This is a genomic window from Massilia sp. GCM10023247, assembly GCF_042653325.1.
Taxonomy (GTDB): domain Bacteria; phylum Pseudomonadota; class Gammaproteobacteria; order Burkholderiales; family Burkholderiaceae_D; genus Telluria.
Window position 1 is genome coordinate 18,959 of the sequence record NZ_JBHSIB010000002.1, and the last position, 14,765, is coordinate 33,723.

Genomic DNA, 14,765 nt, shown 5'->3' on the forward strand with positions numbered 1-14,765 from the left:
GGGCCTTGCGCGAAATATTATTTCATTTACAACAACCGGCCCTCCGCCTGCGTCACCGCGTCCGCCGACCCGCGCAACACCACGACATCGCCGGCCGCCAGCACCGTGTCGAGCTCCGGCTCGATGCGCGCGCGGGCGCGCCGGATGCCGCTCACCTCGGCACCCAGCTCTTCCAGGCCGAGCTCGCCGATGCGGCGCCCGACGGCCTGCGCCTCCTGGTTCAGGACCACCGAATGCAGGCGCACGTACATGTGCTCCGGGTCGTCGGTGATGTCGCTGGCGCCGTGGAAGTAGCCGCGCAGCGAGGCGTAGCGTTCGTCGCGCGCGCTCTGCACGCGGTGCACCACGCGCCGCAGCGGCACGCCGACCACCACCAGCGCGTGCGAGGCGAGCATGAGCGAGCTCTCGAGTGCTTCCGGCACCACCTCGGTCGCGCCGGCCTGGCGGAGGAGATCGAGGTCGCTGTCGTCGTGGCTGCGCACGATCACCGGCAGCGAAGGCGCCAGCTCGTGCACCAGGTGCAGCACCTTCAGCGCCGCGCGCGTGTCGGCAAACGTAATCACCAGCGCACTGGCCCGGTTGATGCCGGCGGCAATGAGCGACTCGCGCCGCCCGGCGTCGCCATACGAGACGTGCGAGCCGGCCGCCTGCGCTTCCTGCACCCGCTCGGGATCGAGGTCGAGCGCATACCAGGGCAGCTTTTCGTCCGAGAGCAGGGTGGCCACGCTCTGGCCGCTGCGCCCGAAGCCGGCCAGGATCACGTGCTTTTGCGCGGCCATCGTGCGGCTCGCGATCTGCGTCAGCTGGAGCGACTGCATCATCCATTCGTTGGCCGCGATCTTCATCACGATGCGGTCGGACTTGGCGATGACGAAGGGCGCGGCCAGCATCGACAGCACCATCGAGGCCAGCACCAGCTGGATCAGGAAGGGGTCGATCAGTTTCGAACCCGAGGCCATGTTCAACAACACGAAGCCGAATTCGCCGGCCTGCGCCAGGGCCAGGCCGGTGCGCATCGCGACGCCATCCGACGAGCCGAAGGCTTTCGCCAGCGCGGCGATCAGGGCGAATTTCAGCACGACTGGAATAACGAGCAATAGGAGCACCAGCCACCAGTGCTCGAGGACCAGGCGCAGGTTGAGCAGCATGCCGATCGAGATGAAGAACAGGCCGAGCAGCACGTCGCGGAAGGGTTTGATGTCTTCCTCGACCTGGTGCTTGAACTGGGTTTCGGAAATCAGCATGCCGGCGACAAAAGCGCCCAGCGCCAGCGACAGCCCGGCGCGCTCGGTGATCCAGGCCGCACCCAGGGTCACCAGCAGCAGGTTGAGCATGAACAGTTCCTGCGAGCGGCGCTTGGCGACCAGCGTGAACCAGCTGCGCATCAGCTTCTGGCCGAAGAACAGCAGCAGGGCCAGCACCGCCGCCGCCTTGACCGCGGCCCAGGCCAGGGTCGGCGCCAGGTTGTCCGGATTTTTCGCCAATGCCGGAATCATGATCAGGAGCGGCACCACGGCCAGGTCCTGGAACAGCAGGATGCCGATGATGCGCCGTCCATGTTCGCTTTCCAGCTCCAGCCGTTCGGTCAGCAGCTTCACCACGATCGCGGTCGAGGACATGGCCAGCGCGCCGCCGAGCGCAAACGCCGCCTGCCAGCTCACGCCCAGGCGCGGCAGCCACAGCGAGAACAGCAGGGTGCCGAGCATGGCGGCCAGGATGGTCAGCACCACCTGCGCCAGCCCGAGGCCGAATACGATGCGGCGCATCGCGCGCAACTGGGCCAGCGAGAATTCGAGGCCGATCGAGAACATCAGGAAGACGACGCCGAATTCGGCCAGCGCGTGGGTCGATGCGGTTTCGGACGCCAGCCCGAGCGCGTGCGGCCCGATCAGGACGCCGACCGCGAGATAGCCCAGCATCGGCGGCAAATGCAGCGAGCGGAACACGACGACGCCGAGCACGGCGCTGCCGAGCAGGAGGAGGGTCAGTTCGAGGCCGGATGCCATGCAGTAGGGAAAATTGGAAGCGCGTTGTTGTAGTTTGTTACGACTGGCAAGTTTTTTGCTTTCGCAATTCGTTTATACTTCCGGGATGAGTGTAACCGATGAAAAAACAATGCCGAACAGTTTTGACGAGAACCAGTCCAGGCGCGTGATGGCGCTGGCGCGCGAGACGCTGGCGATCGAAGCCGAAGCCATTTCTGCCCTGCACGCGCGGCTCGACGCCGACGACAGCCTGGTACGCGCCGTCGCAGTGTTGTATGCCTGCACCGGCCGCGTGGTCGTCTCCGGCATGGGCAAGTCCGGGCACATCGCCCGCAAGATCGCCGCCACGCTCGCCTCGACCGGCACCCCGGCCATGTTCGTGCACCCGGGCGAAGCCGCCCACGGCGACCTCGGGATGGTGACGGCGCAGGACGTGTTCATCGCCATCTCGAACTCCGGCGAATCGTCGGAACTGATGGACATCCTGCCGGTGGTCAAACGCATGGGCGCGCCCCTGATCGCGATGACCGGCAAGCCGCAATCGCGCCTGGCGCTCCTCAGCGACGTCCACCTCGACATCTCGGTGGCCAAGGAAGCCTGCCCGATGAACCTGGCGCCGACCGCCAGCACCACGGTCACCCTCGCCCTGGGCGACGCGCTGGCCGTCGCGCTGCTCGACGCGCGCGGCTTTCGCGAGGAAGACTTCGCGCGCTCGCATCCGGGCGGCGCGCTGGGCCGGCGCCTGCTGACCCACGTGCGCGACGTGATGCGCAGCGGAGACGCGATCCCCGCCGTCGCCCCCGACCTGCCGCTGGCCCGCGCCCTGCTCGAGGTGAGCCAGAAGGGCATGGGCATGACCGCCATCGTCGACCCGGACTACAAGCCGCTGGGCGTGTTCACCGACGGCGACCTGCGCCGCCTGATCGAACGCGAGCAGGACTTCTCCAAGCTGACCATTCGCGACGTCATGCACGCCGGCGCGCGCACGGTCCACCCCGACCAGCTGGCGGTCGACGCGGTGGCGATCATGGAAGAATTCCGCATCAACCAGATGCTGGTGGTGGACTCGAGCGGCGTGCTGGTCGGCGCGCTGCACATCCACGACCTGACCCGCGCCAAGGTGATCTGATGATGACCGCATCGATCACACCTCTGGCCCACATGGAACGCGCCGCGCGCGTCAAGGTCATGATCTTCGACGTCGACGGCATCCTGACCGACGGCAGCCTGACCTATGGTCCGGACGGCGAAGTCACCAAAACCTTCAACGTGCTCGACGGCCTCGGCATCCAGCTGCTGCAAAAGACGGGCGTGGCCACGGCCATCATCAGCGCGCGCAATTCGCCGATCGTGAATGCCCGCGCCAGGGACCTGGGCATCACCCACGTCTGGCAGGGCTTCCACGACAAGCGCGTCGCGTTTGCCGAGCTGCTGGCGCAGACCGGTCTCGCGGCCGAGCAGTGCGGCTACATCGGCGACGACGTGATCGACCTGCCGCTGCTGACCAAGGTCGGCTTCGCCGTCACCGTGCCCACCGGCCACCCCGAGGTGCAGCACCGCGCCCATTACGTCACCAAGGCGGGCGGCGGACGCGGCGCCGTGCGCGAAGTCTGCGATCTCGTGATGCGCGCCCAGGGCAGCTACGAACAGGCGCTTGCCCCGTATTTTGCGTAACACGGACACGGACCCGGACACCCTATGGCCACCTACGTGAACAAACGCACCGCGCACCGCTGGCGCACGCTGGGGCTGATGCTCACGGCGGTGTTCTTCGCGTTCGGCAGTTTCTGGCTGCTGCAGGCGATCCAGTCGGAAGACGCGGCCAGCGGCGCCAATGCGCTCAACGAGCCCGACTACATCGTCGAGAACTTCAGTTTCGTGCGCATGACCGAAACCGGCTCGCCGCGCTACGTCATGTCCGGCGAGCGCCTGGTGCACCATCCGGGGCCCGACATGTCGGTGGTGACCCGGCCCGTGGTCGAGAGCATGGCGCCGGGCCGCCCGCGCATGACGCTCGACGCCGAGCGCGGCGAGGTGTTTCATGGCGAGAACCGCGTCGAACTGATCGGCAAGGTCGACATCCTGCGCCCGGCGACCCCGACCAGCGAAGCGCTGCACGCCCAGACCGACGCGCTGACCGTGCTGGCCGACGACGAAATCATCAAGACCGAGCGCCCGGTACGCATGACGCTCGGCGCGGCGACGGCCGAAGGCATCGGGCTGGTGGCCGAGAACCCGGCCCAGAAGCTGCACCTCGGCGGGCGCGGCAAGATCGTCTACCCGCCGCGCCCGAACGGTGCGACCACCCAATAACAGGAACGAAACCACATGAAAAAATTGCTTGCCGCCGCCTTCCTTTCGCTGCTGTCGCTGTCGGCCTCGGCCGAGAAGGCGGACTCGCTCAAGCAGGCCGTCGTCGAATTCGATTCGTTCGATATCGACGAAGTCACGCAGACCCGCATCCTGACCGGCAACGTCATCGTCACGCGCGGCACGCTGCTGCTCAAGTCCGACCGTGCGCTGCTCAAGGAAACGCCGGAAGGCTACATGAGCGTCACCCTGACCTCGGCGCCGGGCCGCGTGGCCACCTTCCGCCAGAAGCGCGACGGCGGGCCGGACCTGTGGATCGAGGGCCAGGCCGAGCGCATCGAATACGAAGAGCGCGAAGAAGTGGTGAAGCTGTTCTCGAAGGCGATCGTGAAGGAACTCGAGAACGGGCGCGTGACGAATGAGCTCCGCGGTCCCTACATCTCCTACGACAACCGGCGCGAAGTGGCGGCCGTGCGCAACGACCCGAGCGGCCAGACCAAGGCCGGCGGCGGACGCGGCACCCTGATCATCGCTCCGCGCAACACCGCGCCGGCTCCCGCGCCCAAGGCGGGCGCCGCGCCGGCACCGGCAGCAGGGAAAAAATAATGAAGGATGATCACGACAAGCGCAGCACCCTGGTCGTGCGGGGGCTGCAGAAAAGTTACGGCAAGCGCCTGGTCGTGCGCGACGTCTCGCTCGAAGTCGGGTGCGGCGAAGTCGTCGGCCTGCTCGGCCCGAACGGCGCCGGCAAGACCACCTCGTTCTACATGATCGTCGGCCTGGTGCCGTCGGACGCCGGCACCATCGAAATCAACGGCACCGACATTTCGAGCCTGCCGATCCACCGGCGCGCGGTGCTCGGCCTGTCCTACCTGCCGCAGGAAGCCTCGGTGTTCCGCAAGCTGACGGTGGAAGACAATATCCGCGCCGTGCTCGAACTGCAGCACGACGAAAACGGCAAGGCCCTGGGCAAGGCGGCGCTCAACGAGCGCCTCGACTCGCTGCTGGCCGAACTGCAGATCGAGAAGCTGCGCGAGAACCCGGCGCTGTCGCTGTCGGGCGGCGAGCGGCGCCGCGTCGAGATCGCGCGCGCGCTGGCGACCAACCCGCGCTTCGTGCTGCTCGACGAACCGTTCGCCGGGGTCGACCCGATCGCCGTGATCGAGATCCAGCGCATCGTGCGCTTCCTGAAGGAGCGCGGCATCGGGGTCCTGATCACCGACCACAACGTGCGCGAGACGCTCGGCATCTGCGACCGCGCCTATATCATCAACCAGGGCGCCGTGCTGGCTTCGGGCCGCCCTGACGACATCATCGCCGACGAGTCGGTACGACGCGTCTACCTCGGCGAACACTTCCGCATGTAGTCACGATAGCGCCCGATGAAACAATCCCTGCAACTCCGGACTTCGCAGCACCTGGCGCTCACGCCGCAGCTCCAGCAGTCGATCCGCCTGCTGCAGTTGTCCACGCTCGAACTGCACCAGGAGATCGAGCAGATCCTGTCCGATAACCCGCTGCTCGAGCGGATCGACGACCCGCTCGACAACTCGGTGCGCCTGCTCGCCGACGGCGCCATCAACGATGCGCCGGTCCAGCAGGCCGAGGCGCCGGCGCCGGGCGGCGAGGAAGCCGCAGCGCCCGCCGAGGCCGGCGAGGGCCTCGACGGCGGCGGCGATGTCGAGCGCGGCGAGGCCGACGCCGATTGGGGCGAGGCACCGCGCGCGGCCAGCGGCGACGGCGACGACGACGGCCGGCCGCAGCTGGGCGCGATCGGCGTGACGCTGCGCGAGCACCTGTCGGAACAGGTCCGGGTCACGGGCGCGAGCGCGCGCGACCGCGCGCTGGCCGAACTCGTAATCGACGCCATCGACGACAACGGCTACCTGGAAGAGCAGCTCGACGAGATCCACGCGCGCCTGCCGGCCGAGCTGGAAGTCGAGATCGAGGAACTGCGTTGCGCGCTGGCGCTGGTGCAAAGCCTGGACCCGGTCGGCGTCGGCGCGCGCAGCGCCAGCGAGTGCCTGGCCCTGCAGATCCGCCAAATGCCGGGCGTGCCGCTGGTGACGCGGCGCATGGCCCTGAAAATCGTCGAGGGGTATCTGACCTGGTTCGCCCAGCGCGAATTCAACAAGCTGAAAAAGGCGCTCGACTGCGACGACGAAGACCTGCGCGAAGCCCAGGCCGTCATCCGCCAGTGCAATCCGCACCCGGGCGCGGCCTTTGCGTCGAGCACCTCCGACTACGTGGTACCGGACGTTATTGTCCGCAAGAACGGGGCCGGCTGGAGCGTGATGCTCAACAGCGAAGTCATGCCGCGCCTGCGCGTGAATAACCTGTACGCGGCATTGCTCAAGCAGGGCAAGGGCGAAGGCCAGATGAGCGCGCAGTTGCAGGAAGCGAAATGGCTCATCAAAAATATGCGCCAGCGTTTCGACACGATCCTGCGTGTGTCCCAGGCAATTGTCGAGCGCCAGCGCAACTTTTTCAGCCATGGCGCGGTTGCCATGCGTCCCCTTGTGCTTCGTGAGATAGCTGATACACTAGGCCTACACGAGAGCACCATTTCTCGTGTAACAACTCAAAAATTCATGCTGACCCCCCACGGCATGTTTGAGCTGAAGTATTTCTTCGGAAGCCACGTCGCCACCGAAGCGGGGGGCGAAGCCTCTTCGACGGCGATTCGGGCGCTCATTGCGCAACTGACAGGAGCAGAGGACCCCAAGAACCCATTATCCGATAGCAAGATCGCGGAAATGCTCGGTGAACAAGGCATGGTCATCGCGCGCCGCACGGTTGCAAAATACCGCGAGGCACTCAAGATCCCTCCCGTCAGTCTCCGCAAATCCTTGTAATGACGGCAGCCAGGCGCGCGCCATGCGCGTCACGGACGCCGTTCCTTTTTCAAAGGAGTGTGTATGAATCTCACCATCAGCGGTCACCACCTCGACGTAACCCCCGCCATCCGTGAATACGTACAGAACAAGCTGGAACGCATCACCCGCCATTTCGATCAAGTGATCGACTCCCATGTGATCCTCGCCATCGACAACCTGACCGAGAAAGAAAAAAGGCAGAAAGCCGAGATCACCATGCGCCTGTCCGGCAAGACGGTGCACGTAGAGAGTGTGGCGCAAGACCTGTATGCGGCGATCGACCTCCTGATCGACAGGCTGGATCGCCAGGTGATGAAGTACAAGACCATCCTGCAGAACCATAGTCACGAGGCGCTCAAGCGCCGCCCTGAAGGCGGAGAGGCTGTTGCTGTCTAATCGGCAACGAAGCACCGTCTGAACGAGGGCGCCGGAAGGCGCCCTTTTCACATTTGGGACTCAGTACTCGCCGGCTTCGGTAAAATGCATGTCTTTCACACAAGCCCTAGAACCATGACAGACCATGTCCTGACCCGCGTTGCCAACGGCACCGGCGTGATTACCCTCGACCGGCCGCAGACCCTCAACTCGCTGTCGCTCGCCATGGTGCGGCGCCTGGCCGAGACCTTGCTGGCCTGGCGCGACGATGCCGCCGTTGCCGCCGTCGTGATCACCAGCAGCAGCCAAAAAGCCCTGTGCGCGGGCGGCGACATTCGTTTCTTCCACGAGGTCGGCAACTTGCCTCCGACCGGCGGTAGCGCCCTGCTGGAAGACTTCTTCACCGAAGAATACGCGCTCAACCACCTGATTCACTTCTACCCGAAACCGTATATCTCGATCATGGATGGGGTCGTCATGGGGGGCGGCATGGGCATTGCCCAGGGCGGTCCCGAGACCGGCCTGCGCATCGTCACCGAGCGCACGAAAATGGCGATGCCGGAAGTGAACATCGGCCTGTTCCCGGATGTCGGCGGCAGCCATTTCCTGTCGCACGCGCCTGGGCAACTCGGCAACTATCTCGGCCTGACGGGCTTGACCATCGGCGCGGCCGACGCCTTGTATGTCGGGCTGGCCGACCTGTTCGTGCCAAGCGCGCGGCTGGGCGAGCTGAACGCGCTGATCGCGTCGACGCCGGGCGCGCAGCTGGCGGAAAGGATCCGCGCCTTCGGCGCCGGCCATGCGGACGATGCCGGCCCCGCCAGCCTGGAAGCGGCACGCGCTGCGATCGACACCCATTTCGGCGCCGGTTCGGTGGCGGCGATCATGGCCTCGCTCGAGACCGACGCCAGCCCGTTCGCGCAAAAGGCGCTGGCCGCGATGCGCCAGCGTTCGCCGCTGCTGATGTGCGTGACCCACGAGCTGCTGCTGCGCGGCGCCTCGCTCGGGGTGGCCGACTGCCTGCGCCTGGAACGCTCGCTGGTGCGCCGCAATTTCGAGCACGGCGAAGTGCTCGAAGGCATCCGCGCGCTGGTCATCGACAAGGACAATGCGCCGCAGTGGAATCCGCCGACGCTGGGTGAGGTGACGCCCGAGATGGTGGCGCGCTTTTTCGAGCCTGTGTGGCCGGCGTACGCGCACCCGCTGCGGCACTTATAAATAACTAAGCACCTGTAACGTCAACAGCCACGACTGATAACCCTTCGGCAAATCTATATTATCAGTCGCGACAGTATATTGCTGGAACAACATTCGCGTCGCGCGCCGCATGGGCAAAAGAAGAAATAATCCAAAGTAATTGCACAACTGCGCCAGTTACTTGCTGCCCAGCTTTAATTTTTGTGAATTCATTTGCGATGGCGTTTTTCGACAAGAACGAGCAGGCCAATACGCACTTTCGCCGCAGTCGAAAGTCTCGTTGAAGGTCCGTAAGATACAAATCAATATTTTTTGGGTCGCCTTGTCGAACTCTGCTAATGTTGGTTTGGACACCGTCCAAATTATAGGTGTAAGCGAACTTGTCGTGTAATTTCTTTAATAATTGCGCCTTAGTGAAAAACATATGACCGAGATTTTTAACGCCTTGACCAACTACTTCATGCATTTTGGATGCGGATACTGATTCGTCACCGTATTTTGAATGAATAAAGGTAATAGTGCCCTCTGAGCTATTCAAGGTTATATGGTCCGCCCATTCTGTTCCTAGGTCATCGCAAAAAATATAATCATCGTTAGCGTGAATTGTCTCTACAGCACTGAAAACGCAATCATTCGAGAAGGAGGTGGATTGAGCTGTAACCATTCCTTTTTCTGAAGTAACAGCACTAAGTACGGGATATGGGTGCAAGATTTCCAAAATACTATCAATTTCGGAGACTCCAGATGTATCCTCAAAACAGTTGCCCATGAAATACATAAATTTTGGATCGGCGAAGCATATACTGTAGAGTCCGTTTTTTGTCAGGTACTTTAACAGTGAGTCAGTCCGGCCCAACTCGTCTATCCGAAATTTTCTTAATGATGGAACGTGCAAAGTCAAAGACTTGCTGTTATGGCGAAGGCGAGCCCCTTTTTCAGAGCCGACAATGTTCAGGTTCGCGTCGATTTCATAAACCTTTTCGAGTCGGGAAAATATTTCATGGAGCAAGCGGTCCGAAACAGGGGCCAGCGTCTTGTCCTTTCTTGCACGCCAGAGTGCAATTTCTCCGTTATTAATGCGATCCGTTACCACGCCTGCTTCGATTAGAACGGCTGTTGGCTGCGTTGCTTGCAATACTTCGTCGAGGATAGCCATCCTTGCGAAGGAATTTAGGAACGATTTCTCGCCACCGGAATTCTGCAACGAAAGAATCTGTTCGTTGCACCATTCTGCAATATCATCGACTGACTTTCTTTCTGAGGCCTCTACTAACCGCCCGGAATTTGTCGAGAAGGTCTTAAGGATGCCTCCCTGACGGATTTTGAAAAAATAAGGTATGGACCGGCCTGCCGCGTGCGTCGAGAACAAGCCTTTTAAATCTGCCGCCTCGAACGACCGTGCGCGCATCGCACGATCTGAAACAGTCATATTTCTAAGCGCTATCTTCTGGTACTCGACTGCGTCGTCATCAAAAGTAGATGTTAGGCGTGATCCGTGTATAAGGTCTAAACAGGCGTCGAGTTCATCGCTAATGTTGGCGCAGCTCTTCCGGAAAGCGGCAACGTATTTGTCGAATTCCAACACTGCTATGTAAGCATAAATGGAATCCTTTACTTCCTCTTCAATAAAATATACAGGGCGCGCTGACTCAAAAACTCGGGCCGATAATAGGTACTTCACTCCATTAGGAGTGGTCCGTGCCTGTCGAGTCGTTTCTAGTATTACTTCGCCCCCATCTACTATATTACTCATCGCGCCTGCTAAGATAGAAGAGATCCCCAAATCAAGGTCCACGCCTTCTTTTGCTACGTAGAATTGGGCGTTCTTAGTAAGTCTGAGTCGGTTCGGCATGCAAGTTACCTCCTGAGGATTCGACAACGCAACAACATCATTGCTGCATCCGGACTCGGGTCAATTGATTGTCAGCTATAGCAAAGCACCCGGGTGCCTTGCTACGCGCTTTTCATTGTCGGTCGATATCGAATTCTAACAAGAAAGCAATATGAATGAGGTGTAATATTTTTATAGATGGGTTACGGCAGAAACGGGAAATCCCATTGAAAGTCGTAGCTTACGGCTACGACTGCTCGCGGTGGCGCAGCACGACGCGCTCGGTCTCGCCGAAATAGGCGGCCAGGCGCTCGGCCATGTAGACCGAGCGATGCTGGCCGCCGGTGCAGCCGACGGCGACCGTCAGGTAGCTGCGGTTGTCGGTCTTGAACGAAGGCAGCCATTTCTCGACGAACTGGCGGATGTCCTTCAGCATTTCGGTGGCGCTCGGCTGGGCGTCGAGGAAGGCGATCACCGGCGCGTCCTTGCCCGTCAGCGGGCGCAGGGTATGGTCGTAATAGGGGTTCGGGATGGCGCGCACGTCGAACACGAAATCGGCGTCGAGCGGCACGCCGACCTTGAAGGCGAAGGATTCGAAGTACAGCGTCAACGGCGCATGCTTGGCCTCGGCCAGTTCCTTGACCCAGGCGCGCAGCTTGTTGGCCGATGCTTCGGAGGTGTCGATCACGTGGCCCAGCTGCTCGATCGGCGCCAGGCGTTCGCGCTCTTCGGCGATGCACTCGATCAGGGTACGGCGCGACGCCGGGTTTTCGCCCGGGCGCAGCTCGTGCGACAGCGGGTGGCTGCGGCGCGTTTCCGAGAAGCGCGCCACCAGCGAGTGGGTGCTCGAGGTCAGGAACATCACCTTCAACTCGTGACCGTCGGCCTTCAGTGCCTCGACCGTCAGCGGCAACTCGGTCAGCGATTCGGACGAACGGGCATCGACCGCGACGGCCAGCTTGGCCGTGCCCTGGTTCGCGACGGTCTTGACGAGATGCGGCAGCAGGGCCGGCGGCAGGTTGTCGACGCAGTAGTAGCCTGCGTCTTCCAGGACGTTCAGGGCCACGGATTTACCGGAACCGGAAATGCCGGTGATGAGGACGATGTGCATGGCCCGATGATACCCCAACGACACTTGCTTGTCTCGTGCTGGCAAAAGGCAGGATCGGGGTCAATACGTTCCGATGGCGCCAGTTGCAGGCGAATGCCGGGGCTGCTGGCTCGTATGCCGGTGGAATGGGTGGACTTGATGCCTGGTGCGCGTCGGTTCGTCCTTGGGTCGAACGCGTGGGCGGCGCTCACGCTGCGTGGATTCGTATTGTCGGGTGGAGCCGACCACCCTACGCCATCAATCTGCGCTCATGGCTTGGCGTTGCCGCTCCATGAACTCCTGCAGCGTGTCGATGCCGCGCAGTTGCAGGATGGTGTTGCGCACCGCCGCCTCGAGCAGCACCGCGATGTTGCGGCCGGCGGCGACGGGGATGACGACCTTGCGGATCGGCAGTCCCAGCACTTCCTCGGTCGGGAAGTGGAAGGGCAGGCGTTCGACTTCCTCGTCGAGCACGCCGCGTTTCACCAGGTGGACGATGAGCTTCAGGCGCATCTTGCGGCGCACTGCCGTCTCGCCGAAGATCGCCTTGATGTCGAGCAGGCCGAGGCCGCGCACCTCGAGCAGGTTTTGCAGCAGCGGCGGGCAGCGACCTTCGATCATGTTCGGCGCGATGCGCGAGAACTCGACGGCGTCGTCGGCAACCAGGCCGTGCGAGCGCGAAATCAGTTCCAGGCCCAGTTCGCTCTTGCCGAGGCCCGAGTCGCCGGTGATCAAGACGCCCACGCCCAGCACGTCCATGAAGACGCCGTGCATGATGACGCGCTGCGCCAGTTTCTTCGACAGGTAGACGCGCAGGAAGTCGATCACCTGCGCCGCCGGCAGCGGCGTCGAGAACAGCGGGATGTTCTGCTCGTCGCAGATGGCGAGGATGTCGGGCGGCGTTTCCAGGCCCTGCGCGATGATCAGCGCCGGCGGGCCGCCGCCGATCAGTTCGCCGATGACGTGGCTGCGCGAGCTCGATTTGAGACGGTGATAGTAATTCAGTTCCTGGTGCCCGAAGACCTGGATGCGGCCTGGGTGGATCAGGTTCAGGTGGCCGACCTGGTCGGCGGCGGAGGCGACGTCGCCCGAGATCAGGCGCTCGCCGCCCGGGAAGCCCGCAAACCAGCCCAGCTGCAGGTCGTCCCGGTTATCGTCGTACAGCCGTTGGATGGTAAGCGGAGTCTGCAGCATGGCGGTGGTCGGTTGGGGGAAACGCCCCCCAGTTTAACCCATGGCTTGCAGGCTGGGTTGCCAGTTGATAATACGTTCGTGCACGGAGCGCGGGTCGGGATCGGTGGCCAGCGCCGTGCGGATCGCCTCGTCCGAGAACAGTTCCGCGATTTCGGACAGGATTTCCAGGTGCTGCTGGGTCACGTGGTCCGGGATGAGCAGGAAGAACAGCAGGTTGACCGGCTGGCCGTCGGGCGACTCGAACGGAATCGGGTCGGCCAGGCGGACAAAGGCGGCGATCGGCTGCTTCAGGCTCTTGCTGCCCTTGATGCGTCCGTGCGGCACGGCCACGCCATGCCCCAGGCCGGTGGAACCGAGGCGCTCGCGCGCGAACAGGTTTTCCGACACGGTTGAACGGGCGATGCCGCAGTTGTTCTCGAAAATCAGTCCGGCCTGTTCGAAGGCCCGCTTCTTGCTCGACACCTCGATGTCGAGCTGGACGTTTTCAAGCGACAGAATTTTGCTCAGGTTGGTCATAACACGCTTCTAATGTTGCGGCGCACAATAATCGATTGCGGTGCCCGATGCCCGGTCTATCCATGGACCGTGGAATCTGCGCCGCGTCGGTATCCTACGCCTGTCATCGGCCGCTTTCGAGTCCTCACCTAGCGGTGAGATGGCGGCGATTTGCGCTGACACAAGGGTCTACGCAATTTCCGCCACGAAAATGAATGCGGGATGAATGAAACAGGGGAGAGAGGGCAAATTTCCCGAGGTTTCCCCACATTTGCACAAAAAACGTGCAGGTCAAAATTATCTGCTGTCTGTTGTTTTTCCGTCAGTTCCTGTTGCATAAAAGGCACAGCGAGCCGCGTTTTACTGGCGCGCGCCGCGCAGGTTGGGCGGACGTCCCGTGCTGAAATTGGCACGCCATGGATTAATGTCGAGGCCGCCACGGCGCGTATAGCGCGCATAGACGGCCAGCTTGTTCGGTTTGCACTGGCGCAGGATGTCGACAAAAATGCGCTCGACGCACTGCTCGTGGAATTCGTTGTGCTCACGGAAGCCGATCAGGTAGCGCAGCAGGCCTTCCTGGTCGATCTGCGGACCCGCGTAATGGATCTGCACGCTGCCCCAGTCGGGCTGGCCCGTCACCAGGCAGTTCGACTTCAGCAGGTTCGACACCAGCGTTTCCTCGACCGGCGCTTCGTCGAAATTGGCCGTGAGCAGCTGCGGGGCCGGCGAATAGTCGTCGATCTCGATGTCGAGCCGGTCCAGCGACAAGCCTTCGAGCTCGCCCATCTTGAGCTTGCCGAACTGCTCGGGCTCGGTCAGCGTGATGTGGACCGGCGCACCGAACGCGTTCGACAGGTCGTCGCGCAGCAGCGCCAGCAGCGCGTCAGGGCCGGCCACGCGGGTCTGGTTGAAGGAATTCAAATACAGCTTGAACGATTTCGATTCGACGATGTTCGGCGAATCGGCCGGCGCGCCGATGGTGGCGATCGCCACCTGCGGCTTGCCGCGCATGTTCAGCCACGACAATTCATAGGCGTTCCAGATGTCGAGGCCGAAGAAGGGCAAGGTGCCGGTCAGGGCCAGCTCGTCGCGCTTTTGCTGGCGCGGAATCGGGAACAGCAGTTCCGGCGCGTACTGGCTCTGGTAGGCGGAGGATTTGCCAAGTGGCGATTGATCGGGCGTGTTGTGCATGGTCTCGTCTCGATGGGCCGGCGTGCGCACCGCGGATACCCGTCCGGCGGCGGCAAAGCGGCGTATCGTACACCTTTCTGGGACTGCATGCGCGTCCGGACTGTCGCGCCGGTGAAACCATGCCGATGCGTAGGGTGGCCGGCTCCACCCTGACATCCGATCACTACGCGCCGCCGGCGCCGCCCACGCGTACAACGAACGGCTGCAGCGACGCGCAATTT

Annotated in this window: 14 protein-coding genes; 8 read left to right on the forward strand and 6 right to left on the reverse strand. The window is 62.6% G+C overall.

The window, feature by feature from the left end; translation table 11 throughout:
- Window positions 1-26: 26 nt before the first annotated feature.
- Entirely contained in the window at window positions 27-2,006 is a 1,980-nt protein-coding gene (locus ACFPAH_RS00090) for a monovalent cation:proton antiporter-2 (CPA2) family protein (RefSeq protein WP_379738761.1), read from the reverse strand.
- Between the two features lie 85 nt (window positions 2,007-2,091).
- Here ACFPAH_RS00090 and ACFPAH_RS00095 point away from each other — a divergent pair, with 85 nt between their 5' ends.
- From ACFPAH_RS00095 to ACFPAH_RS00130, 8 genes are all read left to right on the forward strand, one after another.
- On the forward strand, window positions 2,092-3,114 hold the full coding sequence (locus ACFPAH_RS00095) for a KpsF/GutQ family sugar-phosphate isomerase (RefSeq protein WP_379738764.1): 1,023 nt from the start codon (window positions 2,092-2,094) through the stop codon (window positions 3,112-3,114).
- Entirely contained in the window at window positions 3,114-3,659 is a 546-nt protein-coding gene (locus tag ACFPAH_RS00100) for a KdsC family phosphatase (RefSeq protein ID WP_379738767.1), read from the forward strand. The genes ACFPAH_RS00095 and ACFPAH_RS00100 overlap by 1 nt, the downstream gene beginning before the upstream one ends.
- A gap of 36 nt (window positions 3,660-3,695) precedes the next feature.
- Entirely contained in the window at window positions 3,696-4,298 is a 603-nt protein-coding gene (gene lptC / locus ACFPAH_RS00105; protein WP_379738770.1) for an LPS export ABC transporter periplasmic protein LptC, read from the forward strand.
- Window positions 4,299-4,313: 15 nt separating this feature from the next.
- Window positions 4,314-4,901 carry a lipopolysaccharide transport periplasmic protein LptA gene (gene lptA / locus ACFPAH_RS00110; protein WP_379738773.1) on the forward strand — a complete coding sequence of 196 codons (588 nt, stop codon included), beginning with the start codon at window positions 4,314-4,316 and terminating at the stop codon, window positions 4,899-4,901.
- Complete coding sequence (gene lptB / locus ACFPAH_RS00115) at window positions 4,901-5,662, forward strand: LPS export ABC transporter ATP-binding protein (protein ID WP_379738776.1); 762 nt, start codon at window positions 4,901-4,903, stop codon at window positions 5,660-5,662. The genes lptA and lptB overlap by 1 nt, the downstream gene beginning before the upstream one ends.
- A 15-nt stretch (window positions 5,663-5,677) precedes the next feature.
- On the forward strand, window positions 5,678-7,150 hold the full coding sequence (locus tag ACFPAH_RS00120; RefSeq protein WP_379738780.1) for an RNA polymerase factor sigma-54: 1,473 nt from the start codon (window positions 5,678-5,680) through the stop codon (window positions 7,148-7,150).
- A 63-nt stretch (window positions 7,151-7,213) separates the two neighbouring features.
- Window positions 7,214-7,567 carry a ribosome hibernation-promoting factor, HPF/YfiA family gene (gene hpf, locus ACFPAH_RS00125; protein ID WP_379738783.1) on the forward strand — a complete coding sequence of 118 codons (354 nt, stop codon included), beginning with the start codon at window positions 7,214-7,216 and terminating at the stop codon, window positions 7,565-7,567.
- Window positions 7,568-7,681: 114 nt separating this feature from the next.
- On the forward strand, window positions 7,682-8,764 hold the full coding sequence (locus tag ACFPAH_RS00130) for an enoyl-CoA hydratase/isomerase family protein (RefSeq protein ID WP_379738786.1): 1,083 nt from the start codon (window positions 7,682-7,684) through the stop codon (window positions 8,762-8,764).
- Window positions 8,765-8,825: 61 nt separating this feature from the next.
- Here the strand turns inward: ACFPAH_RS00130 and ACFPAH_RS00135 are convergent, their stop codons facing one another.
- The 5 genes from ACFPAH_RS00135 to queF all read right to left on the reverse strand — a co-directional run bounded on the left by ACFPAH_RS00135 (window position 8,826) and on the right by queF (window position 14,544).
- Window positions 8,826-10,595, reverse strand: a complete 1,770-nt coding sequence (locus ACFPAH_RS00135) for a hypothetical protein (RefSeq protein WP_379738789.1) — start codon at window positions 10,593-10,595, stop codon at window positions 8,826-8,828.
- A gap of 226 nt (window positions 10,596-10,821) precedes the next feature.
- Window positions 10,822-11,685 (reverse strand): RNase adapter RapZ, encoded by an 864-nt coding sequence (rapZ, locus tag ACFPAH_RS00140; RefSeq protein WP_379738792.1) that lies wholly within the window; start codon window positions 11,683-11,685, stop codon window positions 10,822-10,824.
- Window positions 11,686-11,922: 237 nt separating this feature from the next.
- On the reverse strand, window positions 11,923-12,858 hold the full coding sequence (gene hprK / locus ACFPAH_RS00145) for an HPr(Ser) kinase/phosphatase (protein WP_379738795.1): 936 nt from the start codon (window positions 12,856-12,858) through the stop codon (window positions 11,923-11,925).
- Window positions 12,859-12,891: 33 nt separating this feature from the next.
- On the reverse strand, window positions 12,892-13,374 hold the full coding sequence (locus tag ACFPAH_RS00150; protein WP_379738798.1) for a PTS sugar transporter subunit IIA: 483 nt from the start codon (window positions 13,372-13,374) through the stop codon (window positions 12,892-12,894).
- Between the two features lie 339 nt (window positions 13,375-13,713).
- Window positions 13,714-14,544, reverse strand: a complete 831-nt coding sequence (gene queF / locus ACFPAH_RS00155; RefSeq protein ID WP_379738801.1) for an NADPH-dependent 7-cyano-7-deazaguanine reductase QueF — start codon at window positions 14,542-14,544, stop codon at window positions 13,714-13,716.
- Window positions 14,545-14,765 lie beyond the last annotated feature (221 nt).

Excerpts from the sequence above, each read along its gene's own strand:
- ACFPAH_RS00090 (WP_379738761.1), bottom strand. The coding sequence starts at position 2,006 with ATGGCATCCGGCCTCGAACTGACCCTCCTCCTGCTCGGCAGCGCCGTG.
- ACFPAH_RS00095 (WP_379738764.1), top strand. The coding sequence starts at position 2,092 with ATGAGTGTAACCGATGAAAAAACAATGCCGAACAGTTTTGACGAGAAC.
- ACFPAH_RS00100 (WP_379738767.1), top strand. The coding sequence starts at position 3,114 with ATGATGACCGCATCGATCACACCTCTGGCCCACATGGAACGCGCCGCG.
- lptA (WP_379738773.1), top strand. The coding sequence starts at position 4,314 with ATGAAAAAATTGCTTGCCGCCGCCTTCCTTTCGCTGCTGTCGCTGTCG.
- lptB (WP_379738776.1), top strand. The coding sequence starts at position 4,901 with ATGAAGGATGATCACGACAAGCGCAGCACCCTGGTCGTGCGGGGGCTG.
- ACFPAH_RS00120 (WP_379738780.1), top strand. The coding sequence starts at position 5,678 with ATGAAACAATCCCTGCAACTCCGGACTTCGCAGCACCTGGCGCTCACG.
- hpf (WP_379738783.1), top strand. The coding sequence starts at position 7,214 with ATGAATCTCACCATCAGCGGTCACCACCTCGACGTAACCCCCGCCATC.
- ACFPAH_RS00130 (WP_379738786.1), top strand. The coding sequence starts at position 7,682 with ATGACAGACCATGTCCTGACCCGCGTTGCCAACGGCACCGGCGTGATT.
- ACFPAH_RS00135 (WP_379738789.1), bottom strand. The coding sequence starts at position 10,595 with ATGCCGAACCGACTCAGACTTACTAAGAACGCCCAATTCTACGTAGCA.
- rapZ (WP_379738792.1), bottom strand. The coding sequence starts at position 11,685 with ATGCACATCGTCCTCATCACCGGCATTTCCGGTTCCGGTAAATCCGTG.
- hprK (WP_379738795.1), bottom strand. The coding sequence starts at position 12,858 with ATGCTGCAGACTCCGCTTACCATCCAACGGCTGTACGACGATAACCGG.
- ACFPAH_RS00150 (WP_379738798.1), bottom strand. The coding sequence starts at position 13,374 with ATGACCAACCTGAGCAAAATTCTGTCGCTTGAAAACGTCCAGCTCGAC.
- queF (WP_379738801.1), bottom strand. The coding sequence starts at position 14,544 with ATGCACAACACGCCCGATCAATCGCCACTTGGCAAATCCTCCGCCTAC.